This is a genomic window from Enterobacter sp. DN, from assembly GCF_046054285.1.
Lineage (GTDB): Bacteria > Pseudomonadota > Gammaproteobacteria > Enterobacterales > Enterobacteriaceae > Enterobacter > Enterobacter hormaechei_C.
The window spans coordinates 165,334-178,951 of sequence record NZ_JBJJTG010000007.1 but is presented as its reverse complement, the minus strand read 5'-3'; the positions used below and the strand labels follow the sequence as shown (position 1 = coordinate 178,951).

11 protein-coding genes and 1 pseudogene are annotated in these 13,618 nt (G+C 53.2%); 10 read left to right on the top strand and 2 right to left on the bottom strand.

What is annotated here, in order from left to right:
- Positions 1-99 precede the first annotated feature (99 nt).
- From ACJTMZ_RS17105 to tus, 10 genes and pseudogenes are all read left to right on the top strand, one after another.
- Positions 100-1,041: a hypothetical protein gene (locus tag ACJTMZ_RS17105; RefSeq protein WP_408626950.1), complete on the top strand. Its 942-nt coding sequence runs from the start codon at positions 100-102 to the stop codon at positions 1,039-1,041.
- A 322-nt stretch (positions 1,042-1,363) separates the two neighbouring features.
- A pseudogene (locus ACJTMZ_RS17100) lies at positions 1,364-1,519 on the top strand (hypothetical protein); the annotation flags it as partial.
- A complete protein-coding gene (locus ACJTMZ_RS17095; RefSeq protein ID WP_226834643.1) occupies positions 1,512-1,676 on the top strand; it encodes a YdaE family protein in 165 nt (54 codons plus the stop codon). The pseudogene ACJTMZ_RS17100 and the gene ACJTMZ_RS17095, both read left to right, overlap by 8 nt.
- A 140-nt stretch (positions 1,677-1,816) precedes the next feature.
- Positions 1,817-5,014, top strand: coding sequence for a RecE family exodeoxyribonuclease (locus ACJTMZ_RS17090; protein ID WP_408626949.1), 3,198 nt, complete (start codon positions 1,817-1,819; stop codon positions 5,012-5,014).
- Between the two features lie 9 nt (positions 5,015-5,023).
- Positions 5,024-6,109 (top strand): RecT family recombinase, encoded by a 1,086-nt coding sequence (locus tag ACJTMZ_RS17085; RefSeq protein ID WP_408626948.1) that lies wholly within the window; start codon positions 5,024-5,026, stop codon positions 6,107-6,109.
- Between the two features lie 38 nt (positions 6,110-6,147).
- Entirely contained in the window at positions 6,148-6,390 is a 243-nt protein-coding gene (locus ACJTMZ_RS17080; RefSeq protein ID WP_047365628.1) for a DUF4060 family protein, read from the top strand.
- A gap of 64 nt (positions 6,391-6,454) precedes the next feature.
- Positions 6,455-6,670 carry an excisionase family protein gene (gene xisR, locus ACJTMZ_RS17075; RefSeq protein ID WP_023296467.1) on the top strand — a complete coding sequence of 72 codons (216 nt, stop codon included), beginning with the start codon at positions 6,455-6,457 and terminating at the stop codon, positions 6,668-6,670.
- Positions 6,670-7,950, top strand: a complete 1,281-nt coding sequence (locus tag ACJTMZ_RS17070; protein WP_102751273.1) for a site-specific integrase — start codon at positions 6,670-6,672, stop codon at positions 7,948-7,950. The genes xisR and ACJTMZ_RS17070 overlap by 1 nt, the downstream gene beginning before the upstream one ends.
- 29 nt (positions 7,951-7,979) lie before the next feature.
- On the top strand, positions 7,980-9,278 hold the full coding sequence (rstB, locus tag ACJTMZ_RS17065; RefSeq protein ID WP_047365630.1) for a two-component system sensor histidine kinase RstB: 1,299 nt from the start codon (positions 7,980-7,982) through the stop codon (positions 9,276-9,278).
- A gap of 74 nt (positions 9,279-9,352) precedes the next feature.
- Positions 9,353-10,282, top strand: a complete 930-nt coding sequence (gene tus, locus ACJTMZ_RS17060) for a DNA replication terminus site-binding protein (RefSeq protein WP_023296464.1) — start codon at positions 9,353-9,355, stop codon at positions 10,280-10,282.
- On the opposite strand, the gene fumC is transcribed toward tus, so the two are convergent.
- Positions 10,283-11,677, bottom strand: coding sequence for a class II fumarate hydratase (fumC, locus tag ACJTMZ_RS17055; protein WP_252010536.1), 1,395 nt, complete (start codon positions 11,675-11,677; stop codon positions 10,283-10,285).
- 182 nt (positions 11,678-11,859) lie between these two features.
- The gene (gene fumA / locus ACJTMZ_RS17050; protein ID WP_015570656.1) at positions 11,860-13,506 is read right to left on the bottom strand and encodes a class I fumarate hydratase FumA; all 1,647 of its coding nucleotides are present in this window, start codon (positions 13,504-13,506) and stop codon (positions 11,860-11,862) included.
- Positions 13,507-13,618: the final 112 nt, after the last annotated feature.

Below are 13,618 nucleotides of genomic sequence, written 5' to 3'. Positions count from 1 at the left end.
TCTTACAATCGAGAAGCGGTAGGGATTTCCATCCGGCATCAAGCATTGTGTCGGGGTAAAAAGTAAATTTACTGTATATGCGATCAGGTGAGTGCCATAATGGATGCAGGCAGCAATTCGGAAACTAATGATATGAAGTTCAGGATAGTATACGACGGACCAGCATTGGAGACGCACGAAATGAACGTGCGTGACCTTGCCCCTGCACTCCTATCCCTGTCAGATGCATTAGAGGAAGCCGGAAAAACAGTTTATGGTAACAAGACCGTTGTTTCAGTAAAGGTTAATGCATCATTCAGAGCTGGCTCATTTGGAATAGATCTAATTGCCTCATCGACATCTTGGTTCAAACAGGCAGTTGATTTCTTTTCGGGCGATTCAGTAACAGCCGCCGCTAATCTTATTGCTTTAATTGGTTTTTGCCCTGGCCCCAGAGAAAAAATTTGCAAGGGTCTGATCCAATTAGTTAAATGGATCGGACCAAGAGAAATTAAAAAGTTACACAATCTGCCTGATAGCAACATTGAAGTCTTTGTTGATGACGACAGTGAAATTTTCGATAGCAAAGTAATCGAACTGTATAGAAACATTAAACTTCGTTCTTCATTGCAAGAAGTTATATGCAAGCCGCTAGAGCAGGAAGGTATCGACAGTTTTGCTTCCACTGTCGATGATGGACTGACGTTCATGACGATCGATAAACAAGAGGCGCATTATTTCAAAGTTGAGCTTCCTGCTGAATCAATAATCTCGGAGTCCACGGTAGAGAAAGCCCTTCAGATTAAGAACATTTCTTTTAATGAAGGCAGCCGATGGAGATTTTCGGATGGAGCCAGTAGCTTTTTGGCTGAGATTAAAGACCAGAAGTTTATCAGTGATATTGATAACAACACCCTAAACTTTTCCAAAGGCGATATGTTGCTTGTTGACCTAAAGGTAACCCAATACATGATTGGTGATACTATAAAAACCACATTCGAAATTGAGCATGTAAAAAAACAGCTGAATCCACAGAGACAAATAGACCTTCCATTCGAATAAATGCATCCGGCCACTGCGCCGGTTTTTTTCTACCCTCACCCTTCAACTCTTCCGCCAAACTAACGCCCAGTATGCCCCATCCCGTCCTTTCCGTCGGAATTTTTTTTGCCTGCGATTCGGCAGACGCGTCACAAAAACCAGCAATATAAACCTCAGATTTACAATTGCCATTAACCTTAAGTTGACAGTCGTGTAAACCAGTGATTTAATCTAACTAACCAAGACGCACTACGTTCCACCAAGGCAGGATGCCAACGAAGTAGCCGCCGACGGCATACGAATAGTCGGATGAGGTGGAGAGATTAACGCGCATCAGGTGTAAACGTTCCGCTGGCCGGCGATAAGGCAAACGAGGGTGAGAATGATTGATTTCGCACGCAAACCAGGACGGCAGCAGGCCGTAAAGCTGAACTTCTTCGAGGTGATTCTTCGCCGCCTGTGCTACCTGCTGGCGCAAAAGGGGAATCCAGATGTGTAACTCAACGAAATGCGGGTACTGCGGCAAGCCAGTTAAACCGGAGAAAGTAGTCAAAAGTACCCTTCTCTATCGCAACGGCGCACAGCTGGCGCGCAAAGATAAAGAATACTGCTCTGAACGTTGTGCTTCGTACGACCAGATGGCACACGAGGCATAACGTAAAAGCCGCGCAAGGCGGCCCGTACGTCCGGTGCTCCCGACCAAAGTTACACCGGAAAACTACTTAAAAAACCAAAGTTCACCCAATGGGCGCTATCTCTGGCCCGGGGATCTTACATCCAAAAAAGAGGATCTCACATGGAATTTTTCTATGTAGTTAAGGCTACGCAGAAATCTGGCAAAGAAGACGCAGTGATTTGGTTCACTGCGAAATCAGAAGCCCGTGCAAACCTACAGCTCGATGTTGAGCTGGAAGATGCTGGTATTGAAACCGGACGCGGTAAGGATTATGCCAAACCGATTCGCACCGATTTTCCGGTCTTCGACGACCTCCCGGAAGAAAGTACAGTGGATTACACCTGGTGCAAACACTACGAACTCCAAGACGATGGACGCACTTGGCTACCAAAGGCTGGTGCTGAGTCTACTGGCGCCGTGGATAACACTGCCGCACCGGAAACGACCGTTAAAGTCGAAACTACCGTCGAGAGTGTCCCGCTTGAAAACCGCACTCCAGCGGTTCGTTATGCCGTCCACCTGATCAGCGACAAATACCAGTCACACATCACTAAAGAGCAGCAACTGGCTGCCAGCGAAATGTCTCTGGATGAAGGCAACACCTATCTCCAGAATCTGCTGCTGGCGAAGAACGACATCCCTGAAGTTGCCGAGCTCAGCCTGAACGCTGAGTGGAAACTGGTTCAGGCGATTAAGCAGGTCTTCGCGCCAGATGAAGAGCACGAAGTAAAGCTACTTACTGCTTTCATGGCCGACTGGTTGAGAGTAGATGCCGGCGACCGTAATGAGGTAGTGAGAGAGTGGAGGAACGGAAAGCTTACTCTGCTCAAATCAGAAAGAACCAGCGACGCCGGGGTTGAAACTGGCCAGCATATCGCTACTGATGACGGTATCCAGATCGGCGAGCACGACGATGAAAACACCCGTTATCCAGTGTGCAGAATGCCCTTCCGCAAGCAACTTCTTTCACAGTTCACCGCCGACGAACTGCGCCACCACTTAACCCGCGAAGAATACGAAGGTATCAGCGCGCTGGAAATGGACACAGACAACAGCTATGTCCAGAACCTGCTTCTGGCGGCAGAAAACTGCGAAGAGGTTAAGGGTTACGATACCAAAGACCTGTGGCGCTACACCGACGCCATTCGCAAGGTGTTCAGCCAGGAGAAGCGTCACGAACTCGCTTTGGTTCTCCGATTCACCAGAATCTGGGCTGCGACTGATTACATTGACCGCGGCACCCTGGTGCGCGAATGGGTTGAGGGTAATCGAATTTCTGAAGTAGGTTCTCCTGCACCTTTAGAACCAGAAAAACCAGAAACAACCGAATCCTATAAACGCGCTGTTGCCCAGAACATGGCGAACTTGAGCATTGAGATCGCGATTGCTCAGCTTTACCCAGATGCAGTACCGGGGCAAATCAACCGTACGCAACTCCTGGCCGCCAAAGAACTCGCTGACAAAAAAGATGAGTCGCACGCCAAGGCGCTCAAGGTTCTTAGTAAAACCACCGACATCCTCGACTATGACGCCAACAGTATTTTTGGAGTTACCCGCGCTATTTCATGGTCTGGAGAAGAAAGCACAACCAAACTGCGTAGCCAGGTGCGTGAGTGGTTCACGGCGAACGGCATCTATGAAAGCGGTGAGCGCTCTAAAGGCTATCCAGAATGGAACGAAGACTCCCGCGAGGTTCGTCATTCCACAGTGGAAGAACCAAGTACTCCAAGCCAGACAAAGGTCGCAAGCCTTGAAAGCGGCGTGTTCTCCATCGATGGCCTGATGGATGGAAATACCGAACCGGTCATCAATACCAACTCAAATGAAGTCGAAAAAACGGAAAACACAGCGGAGACCACCAGCGATGTGCAGATGGAAACGGCTAAGCCAGAAAAAGACGAAGATGTTGGTTCGGTACCACCGAGCGAAAGCACTGATGCAGCTAATTCGCAGACAGATTCCGTAGAAGCAGACCAGTTGCACGAAACAACAATTGACGTTCAGGAATCGAACCCAGAAGTGGAGTTCCCTGCATACTTCGAACCTGGCCGCTACGAAGGTCTGCCGAATGATGTTTATCACGCAGCAAACGGCATCAGCTCAACTCAGGTTAAAGATGCCCGTGTGTCGCTGATGTACTTCAATGCGCGCCACGTTGAGAAAACCATCGTCAAAGAGCGCTCTGCGGTGCTGGACATGGGCAACTTGGTACATGCGCTGGCGTTGCAGCCTGAACAACTGGACGCAGAATTCAGCGTTGAACCGGTAATCCCGGAAGGCGCATTCACAACGGCCGCGACCCTGCGCGCCTTTATCGATAAGTACAATGCCAGCCTGCCGGCGCTGCTGTCTGCCGACGACATTAAGGTGTTACTGGAAGAGTACAACGCCACCCTGCCGCCGCAGGTTCCGCTTGGCGCTAACCTGGAAGAAACGGCGCAGAACTATATGGCGCTGCCAGCTGGCTTCCAGCGTATTGATGGTGACCAGAAGCAGACGGCGACGGCAATGAAGGCTTGCATCAAAGAGTACAACGCGACCCTGCCGACGCCGGTTAAAACCAGCGGCAGCCGTGACGCGTTGCTGGAGCAGTTGGCAATCATCAACCCTGACCTTGTGGCTCAGGAAGCACAGAAACCGGCGCCACTGAAAGTGTCCGGTACCAAAGCAGACATGATCCAGGCCGTGAAGGCAGCCAAACCAGATGCCGTGTTTGCCGACGAGTTGCTAGATGCCTGGCGCGACAACCCGGAAGGGAAAGTACTGGTCACACGCCAGCAACTCAGCACCGCGCTGGATATTCAAAAAGCTCTTCTGGCACACCCGACCGCTGGCATGCTGCTGACCCACCCGAGCCGCGCCGTCGAGGTGAGTTACTTCGGCTTTGATGAGGAGACGGGCCTGGAAGTTCGTGTGCGCCCTGACCTTGAGATCGACCTGGACGGCGTGCGTATTGGTGCTGACCTGAAAACCATCAGCATGTGGAACGTTAAGCAGGAAAGCCTGCGCGCCAGGCTACACCGGGAAATCATTGAACGTGATTATCACCTGAGCGCGGCTATGTACTGCGAAACCGCGGCGCTGGACCAGTTCTTCTGGATTTTCGTCAACAAAGACGAGAACTATCACTGGATCGCCATCATCGAGGCATCCGCAGACCTTCTGGAACTGGGCATGCTCGAGTACCGAAAAGCAATGCGCGCTATAGCAACCGGCTTCGACACAGGGGAATGGCCAGCGCCAATCATCGACAATTACACCGACGAACTGAACGACTTCGACCTGCGCCGCCTTGAAGCGCTGCGCGCTCAGGCTTAAGGGGGATTTATGCAAAATACTAATGTTACGGTTACTGACCAAAACACCGTTGTTAACTCAAACGTAGCTTTGTTCGATTCCCAGTATCTGAACGCCATCAGCACGTTCGCGCAGATCATGGCGCAAGGCACCGCGACTGTTCCTAAACACTTACAGGGTAATCAGGCCGACTGCATGGCGGTAGCAATGCAAGCGGCACAGTGGCAGATGAATCCCTTTGCCGTGGCGCAGAAGACGCACCTGATTAACGGTGTGCTCGGGTATGAAGCTCAACTGGTTAATGCCGTCATTTCACGCAGCGGCGTGCTTGCCAGTCGTTTTGATTATGAGTGGTACGGTCCATGGGAAAAGGTTGTAGGAAAATTCCACATCCGTAAAGGCGATAAAGGCGAGTACCGCGTCCCGGGCTGGACCTTGGCTGACGAAGCCGGGATCGGCATCATTATCCGCGCAACCCTGAAAGGCGAAGACCAGCCGAGAGAACTGGATTTACTGCTGGCTCAGGCCCGTACCCGAAACTCTACCCTGTGGGCTGACGACCCTCGCCAGCAGCTGGCGTACCTGGCTGTCAAACGTTGGGCGAGACTGTTCTGTCCGGATGTGATTCTGGGCGTTTATACCCCCGATGAATTGGATGATCGCCGTGAAGAACGAGAGGTAAACCCTGCCTCAGCGCAGCACGTAAGCCTTGCAGACATTTCAGGTGACAACGTCACTACAACGCAAACGGCTCAGGAATCAGCTCAAAACATCGATGCACTTGCTGATGATTTCCGTGACCGCATCGAGGCGGCTCAGGATGTGGATAGCGCTAAAGCTCTGCGCGCAGATATTGAAACCGTGAAAGCAACGCTGGGTTCTGCCCTGTTCACTGAGCTGAAAAACAAGGCCGTGAAGCGTTATTACCTGGTAGACGCATGCAACAAGGTTGAGGCCGCAATCAATTCCTTGCCACCATCAGATGATCCTGATGCAGCTGCGCGGTTCGCAGAAGTAGAGCGCGTTCTTGCATCGTCGAAACGCCATCTGGGCGACGAGCTGCATGGTCAGTTCAGCATCACCCTGGCGGATATGAAACCGGAATATGTGGGCTAACCAGATCGGGAGGGGAATCCCTCCCTCAAGGAGAAGAAATGCGACTGATTAATCGAGGCAGTAAGCAATCCCCTTTGGCTCGCCAGGCATGTGAAATCGCACTCGCAGCCCACCAGCGAAGATATGGTGACTATGGGCGCAGCAAGATGAAAGAGACCTATACGGTGAGAGTGGAAGGCGTGAAGGTCTGGGTTGAAGTGGTCAACTGCAAGGCAAGCTACGTGGCCACAGCAATGACCGGCATGCGCCGACTGCGTTCCCTGCCCGGCCAGGCAAACTGAAACTGAAATATCAACGATTAAAGACCGGCATATCTATACTCATGCCGGTTACCTGAGGTGAACAATGTCGCAGGTAATTTACGATTCAGAATGGGGCGTTGCTTCAAAACTAAAAGAGAAGACAGGCCTTACAGATCGTCAGATTAAAAGCTATCGCCAAACCTCCTGGGTAGAAGGTGTTCATTTTAAGAGAATCCCATTGGATGGAAGCTGCTCCGAAGAGCGAGGACTTGTCTGGTACAACATCCCAAACATTAACAGGTTTGTGAAGGAGGCATAATGGCTGCAATGCCAACGGGTGTTGAGATCCATAACAATAAGATACGAATAAGTTTCAACTTTCAGGGCGTTAGATGCCGAGAAACATTGAAAGGATGGATCGTAAATGCTTCGAATCTCAAAAAAGCCGGGAATCTAAGGGCCAAAATTGTAAGCGAGATTCAGCTGGGCACTTTTGACTACCGGGGCGTGTTTCCGGAGTCAAAGGTAGCAGCAAAGTTTTATGCATCTAAAAATATTACGACGTTCGCAGAACTTGCAGCAACCTGGCACGAAAACCATAAAATCGATCTCTCCCCCAATGCCACAAGAAGCTATGGGATAGCTGTAAGAACATTAACAAAACTAATTGGCCCAGAAACGCTGGTTGCATCTATCACCAACAGCGACATTCTGGGCTGGAGAAAGGAATTACTGACTGGCGAGACTAACTATGCTCCCGAAAAGAGGAGAAATAAAACTGGCCGCGCCGTTAGAACGGTAGATTATTATCTGGCCATCCTGCGACAAATCCTCGACTATGCTGTTAAAAATAAAATCATTTCATATCAACCATATGTCGGGATAAAAAGGCTTCGCAAAGGTCAAACAAAACCAGACCCGCTTCTGAGGCATGAGTTTGAGCAGTTGAAAGAGACTGCTCCGGCTCAGCAAAAAAACATGTGGCAATTTTTTGCTTACACCGGCGTTCGGCCCGGTGAGCTTTGCGCTCTTGCCTGGGAGGATATCGATCTTAACTCCGGCGAAGCTAACATTGCGCGCAATCTTACTCAGGAAGGATTGTTTGGACCACCTAAAACCGAAGCAGGATACCGGACGATAAAGTTACTGGAGCCGGCACTGGAGGCTTTGCGAGCTCAAAAGGAACTTACCGGGAGTGCCCCTAAGGTACCAATCACTTTTCACCACCGGGAGTTCGGTAAAACGGAAACGCAGAAACTGCACTTTGTGTTTATGCCTCGACCTCAGAAAGGCAAGCAGGCAGCCTACTATTCAGTTAGTTCTATTGTGTCACTATGGGATATTACGGTAAGACGATCGGGCATTCGCCGCAGACGCCCCTATCAGTTGCGTCATACATACGCGTGCTGGATGTTGTCGGCAGGTGCTAATCCTGCTTTTATAGCGAATCAGATGGGTCATGAAAATGCAGAGATGGTCTTCCATGTATACTCTGCGTGGATAAATGCTCTCGATAGCGATCAGGTATCATTTTTGAATCAGCGCTTTGGCGGATATGCTAATGCCCCCATAGTGCCCCTGAAGCTAAAAACAAAATAGTTAATTTCTTGATTTTCCGGTGATATTTAATGAAAAAGCTGTTTGTGCAGTTTTATCTCCTGCTGTTTGTCTGCTTTCTGGTGATGACCATGCTGGTCGGGCTGGTCTACAAATTCACCGCAGAGCGCGCGGGCAGGCAATCCCTGGACGATCTGATGAAAAGCTCGCTCTATCTGATGCGTAGCGAGCTGCGAGAAATTCCTCCTCATGACTGGGCGCGCACGTTAAAAGAGCTGGATCTGAATCTGTCGTTTGATTTGCGTATCGAACCCATGAAGGATTTTGACTTAGCGCCGCCTGCGATGCAGCGTCTGCGCGACGGAGACATCGTCGCACTGGACGAGAAATATACCTTCATTCAGCGTATTCCGCGCAGCCATTATGTTCTGGCCGTCGGGCCAGTGCCCTATCTCTATTACCTGCACCAGATGCGCCTGCTGGATCTCGCTCTGCTGGGCTTTATTGCCATTTCGCTCGCTTTACCTGTGTTCATCTGGATGCGACCGCACTGGCAGGACATGCTGAAACTGGAATCCGCCGCACAGCGTTTTGGAGAGGGTCATTTAACTGAACGCATACATTTCGACAGCGGTTCCAGTTTTGACCGGCTCGGTATTGCCTTCAACCAGATGGCCGATAACATCAACGCCCTGATTGCCAGCAAGAAGCAGCTGATCGATGGTATTGCGCATGAACTGCGCACTCCGCTGGTACGCCTGCGTTATCGCCTGGAGATGAGCGAGAACCTCACCGGGGCGGAATCGCAGGCGCTCAATCGGGATATTGGCCAGCTTGAAGCGCTGATTGAAGAGCTGCTGACCTATGCCCGCCTCGATCGGCCTCAGACGGAGTTGCACCTCAGTACACCGGATCTCCCCGCCTGGCTACAGACGCATATTAACGATGTGCAGAGCGTTAACCCTCAGCGAAAACTGCTGACAGCCATTACCCCCGGCGCGTACGGCGCACTGGACATGCGCCTGATGGAACGCGTGCTGGATAATCTGATGAACAACGCCATGCGCTACAGCGAAACGACGCTGCGCATAGGTTTAGATTTGCAGGGAAGCCAGGCGATTCTGTGTGTGGAAGACGATGGCCCCGGCATTGAGCCGGCGGAGCGTGAAAAAGTTTTTGAGCCGTTTGTGCGCCTCGATCCCAGCCGCGATCGGGCTACCGGCGGCTGTGGTCTGGGGCTGGCTATTGTCCGTTCTATTGCCCAGGCGATGGGCGGTTCGGTTCGCTGCGAAGCGAGCGAGCTGGGTGGGGCCCGGTTCGTCTTTAGCTGGCCGATCTATCACAATATTCCCCTTCCCGTACCTGCCTGACCTAAACCGCACGCTGGCCTGACCCGGCGTGTTATGCTATATCAGTAGTATGTTGTAACTAATTAAGGGTTGCCATGGCAACTTACGATCTCATCGAAAGGCTTAACACCACATTTCGGGAAATAGAGCAGGCGTTACTGACCCTCACGGGGCAACTTCAGGACTGCCGCCTGCTGGCCGCCCGCGTCTTTTCCCTGCCCGAGGTGGCGAAAGGCGCGGAGCACGACCCGCTGAACACCATTGAGGTGACGCAGCATATTGGCAAGGCGGCGCTGGAAATGACGTTGCAGCACTTTCGTCGCCTTTTCATCCAGCAGCAGTCCGAAAATCGCAGCAGTAAGGCCGCCGTTCGCCTGCCCGGCGTCATCTGCCTGCAAACGGATGCCGCAACGCGTGAAGGAATTGAGGCGCAGATTACGCATATCAATACGCTGAAAGCCGCGTTTGAGAAGATTGTAACCGTTGAGTCCGGGCTGGCGCCGGCTGCCCGTTTTGAATGGGTGCATCGCCAGCTTCCGGGGCTGATCACCCTGAATGCTTACCGCACGCTGACGGTACTGCGCCACCCCGCCACGCTGCGCTTCGGCTGGGCCAACAAGCACATCATTAAAAATTTCACGCGCGATGAGATCCTGGCTCAGCTGGAGAAAAGCCTGAAATCGCCGCGAACGGTCGCCCCGTGGTCGCGGGAACAGTGGATTGAACGGCTGGAGCAGGAGTACCACAGCATTGCCTCCCTGCCAGCTGATACCCGTCTTAAAATAAAGCGTCCGGTGAAGGTACAGCCTATCGCCCGCGTCTGGTACGCCGGACAACAAAAGCAGGTGCAATACGCCTGCCCGACGCCGCTGATTGCGCTCTACGATGCCGATCAGGGTGCGGTGGTGCCGGATATCGGGGAACTGCTGAATTACGATGCTGAAAACGTTCAGCATCGCTATAAACCCCAGGCGCAGCCGCTACAGCTGATTATTCCGCGGCTGCACCTGTATGTGGCGCAGTGATTATCTGAGGCTGCCCACCATCGCTTCCGGGCGGACCCAGGCATCAAACTCGGCGTCCGTCAGGTAGCCCAGCGCCAGCGCAGAGGCTTTCAGGGTAAGCCCCTCTTTGTGCGCTTTTTTAGCGATTTCGGCCGCTTTGTCATAACCAATATGGGTGTTCAGCGCCGTTACCAGCATCAGAGACTCATTCAGCAGCTGGCTGATTCGCTCGCGATTAGGCTCAATGCCCACCGCGCAGTGCTCGTTAAAGCTCTCCATGCCATCGGCCAGCAGACGAATCGATTGCAGTACGTTGTGGATCACCATCGGACGATAGACGTTAAGCTCGAAGTTACCCGACGCGCCGCCCATGTTAACCGCCACGTCATTACCCATCACCTGACAGCACAGCATGGTCATGGCTTCGCACTGGGTCGGGTTCACTTTGCCCGGCATAATGGAGCTGCCCGGCTCGTTTTCCGGAATGCTGATTTCGCCGATGCCGCAGCGCGGGCCGGAGGCCAGCCAGCGCACGTCGTTGGCAATTTTCATCAGCGAGGCCGCCAGCCCTTTCAGCGCGCCATGGGTATGCACCAGCGCATCACAGGTCGCCAGCGCTTCGAATTTATTCGGAGCGGTAACAAACGGCTGCTCGGTGATCTTCGCCAGCTCTTCGGCCACGCGCACCGCGTACTCGGGATGGGTGTTTAAGCCAGTGCCCACCGCCGTCCCGCCGAGCGCCAGCTCCGCCAGATGCGGCAGGCTGTTGTCGATATGCTTAAGATTGTGCTCCAGCATTGCCACCCAGCCGGAGAGCTCCTGACCAAGCGTCAGCGGCGTGGCGTCCTGAAGGTGCGTACGACCAATTTTAACGATGTCGCGGAAGGCCTGCGCTTTCTCGTTAAGCGTAGATTTAAGCACGTTGAGCTGCGGGATAAGCTGCTCGCGGATTGCGATGACGGCCGCCACGTGCATGGCCGTCGGGAACACGTCGTTGGAACTCTGGCTTTTGTTCACGTCATCGTTCGGGTGGACCTTGCGCTCCATGCCGCGCACGCCGCCAAGCAGCTCGCTTGCGCGGTTCGCCAGCACCTCGTTCATGTTCATGTTGCTCTGGGTGCCTGAGCCGGTCTGCCAGATGGCAAGGGGGAATTCGTCGGGATGTTTGCCCGCCAGCACTTCGTCGGCGGCATTGATGATGGCGGTGGCTTTATCGGCATCCAGCAGGCCCAGATCCTGATTGACTTTGGCGGCAGCGCGTTTGGTCAACGCCAGCGCCTGGATTAGCGAGACGGGCATTTTCTCTGTCGAAATGCGGAAATGCTCCAGCGAACGCTGGGTTTGTGCGCCCCATAGCTTGTCGGCCGGGACGTCGATGGCGCCCATGGAGTCTTTCTCGCGGCGATGCATTGTCATTACTTACTCCTTGATAACAAAGATGGGATTGCTCACATGCTTAAGAGATAAGTATTGATGACTTCTGAGAAACGTTATGGCGCTTTGTGCGCTCTTTTTGATGTCGGGTGGCGGCTGCGCCTTACCCGACCTACGAGAATGCAGGCCGGGTAAGCGTCAGCGCCACCCGGCAATTTACAGAATTACTTCACACACGCCGAACACTGGGAAGACTGGATCTGTTTGAAGAAGTCGTTACCTTTGTCATCCACGAGGATGAACGCCGGGAAGTCTTCCACTTCAATTTTCCAGATCGCTTCCATACCCAGTTCCGGGTACTCCACGCACTCAAGGCTCTTGATACTGCCCTGCGCCAGCACCGCTGCCGGGCCACCGATGCTGCCGAGGTAGAAGCCGCCGTGCTTGTGGCACGCGTCCGTCACTTGCTGGCTGCGGTTGCCTTTCGCCAGCATGATCATGCTGCCGCCGTTTGCCTGCAACTGGTCGACGTAGGAGTCCATACGGCCCGCCGTGGTTGGGCCTAACGAGCCGGAAGCATATCCATCAGGCGTTTTTGCCGGGCCTGCGTAGTAGATCGGGTGATCTTTAATATACTGCGGCAGCCCTTCGCCGTTGTCCAGGCGCTCTTTCAGCTTCGCATGGGCGATGTCGCGGCCCACGATAATCGTCCCGTTCAGGGAAAGGCGCGTTGAAACCGGATACTGCGAAAGCTGCGCGAGGATCTCTTTCATCGGACGATTCAGGTCCACGCGAACCGCTTCCCCCTCGCCCGCTTTACGCAGTTCTTCAGGGATGTATTTGCCCGGGTTGTTCTCCAGCTTCTCGATCCAGATGCCGTCGCGGTTGATCTTCGCCTTGATGTTGCGATCCGCCGAGCATGAGACGCCCATGCCCACCGGACAGGAAGCACCGTGGCGCGGCAGGCGGATCACGCGAATGTCATGCGCGAAGTATTTGCCGCCAAACTGCGCGCCCAGGCCCAGATTCTGCGCTTCAGCCAGCAGTTCCTGCTCAAGCTGCACGTCCCGGAACGCCTGACCATGTTCGTTACCTTCCGTTGGCAGGCCATCGTAGTATTTAGTTGAGGCCAGCTTAACGGTTTTCAGGGTGCTTTCGGCAGACGTACCGCCAATCACAAACGCGATATGGTACGGCGGGCAGGCCGCGGTGCCGAGGGTGCGCATCTTCTCGACCAGATAATTCTTCAGCTTGCCCGGGGTAAGCAGCGCTTTGGTTTCCTGGTAAAGATAGGTTTTGTTGGCTGAACCGCCGCCTTTGGCGATGCAGAGGAATTTGTACTCGTCACCGTCGACGCTGTAGAGGTCAATCTGCGCAGGCAGGTTGGTGCCGGTGTTCACCTCTTTGTACATATCCAGCGCCGCGTTTTGCGAATAGCGCAGGTTGTCTTCGGTGTAGGTATTGTAAACGCCGCGCGCCAGCGCCGCTTCGTCACCGCCGCCGGTCCAGACGCGCTGGCCTTTTTTACCGGTGATAATCGCCGTGCCGGTGTCCTGGCAGGTCGGCAGAATGCCTTTCGCCGCGATATCAGAGTTACGCAGGAATTGCAGAGCAACGTACTTATCGTTCTCACTCGCTTCCGGGTCGCTCAGGATATCAGCAACCTGCTGCTGATGCGCCGGACGGAGCATAAAGGAAGCATCATGGAAGGCTTGCTGCGCCAGCAACGTCAGCGCCTGCGGGTCAACTTTGAGGATCTCCTGCCCTTCAAACTCAGAGACAGAAACGTAATCGCGGGTTAACAGGTAATACTCGGTCTGATCCTGACTGAGGGGGAAAGGATCCTGATAATGGAAGGGTTTATTCGACATTGTTCTCTCACTTACTGCTTCGGTCTGTTTATTCAGGGCAGATGTTCCGCTGCCCGGCTTAAAAGCGAGTCAGCTTATCCTACACAATTTTTTAACAAAAACTGAGACTAGT

Coding starts and splice junctions, on each gene's coding strand:
- fumA (WP_015570656.1), bottom strand. CDS start 13,506: ATGTCGAATAAACCCTTCCATTATCAGGATCCTTTCCCCCTCAGTCAG.
- ACJTMZ_RS17080 (WP_047365628.1), top strand. CDS start 6,148: ATGCGACTGATTAATCGAGGCAGTAAGCAATCCCCTTTGGCTCGCCAG.
- ACJTMZ_RS17090 (WP_408626949.1), top strand. CDS start 1,817: ATGGAATTTTTCTATGTAGTTAAGGCTACGCAGAAATCTGGCAAAGAA.
- ACJTMZ_RS17095 (WP_226834643.1), top strand. CDS start 1,512: ATGTGTAACTCAACGAAATGCGGGTACTGCGGCAAGCCAGTTAAACCG.
- ACJTMZ_RS17105 (WP_408626950.1), top strand. CDS start 100: ATGGATGCAGGCAGCAATTCGGAAACTAATGATATGAAGTTCAGGATA.
- xisR (WP_023296467.1), top strand. CDS start 6,455: ATGTCGCAGGTAATTTACGATTCAGAATGGGGCGTTGCTTCAAAACTA.
- rstB (WP_047365630.1), top strand. CDS start 7,980: ATGAAAAAGCTGTTTGTGCAGTTTTATCTCCTGCTGTTTGTCTGCTTT.
- fumC (WP_252010536.1), bottom strand. CDS start 11,677: ATGACAATGCATCGCCGCGAGAAAGACTCCATGGGCGCCATCGACGTC.
- ACJTMZ_RS17085 (WP_408626948.1), top strand. CDS start 5,024: ATGCAAAATACTAATGTTACGGTTACTGACCAAAACACCGTTGTTAAC.
- tus (WP_023296464.1), top strand. CDS start 9,353: ATGGCAACTTACGATCTCATCGAAAGGCTTAACACCACATTTCGGGAA.
- ACJTMZ_RS17070 (WP_102751273.1), top strand. CDS start 6,670: ATGGCTGCAATGCCAACGGGTGTTGAGATCCATAACAATAAGATACGA.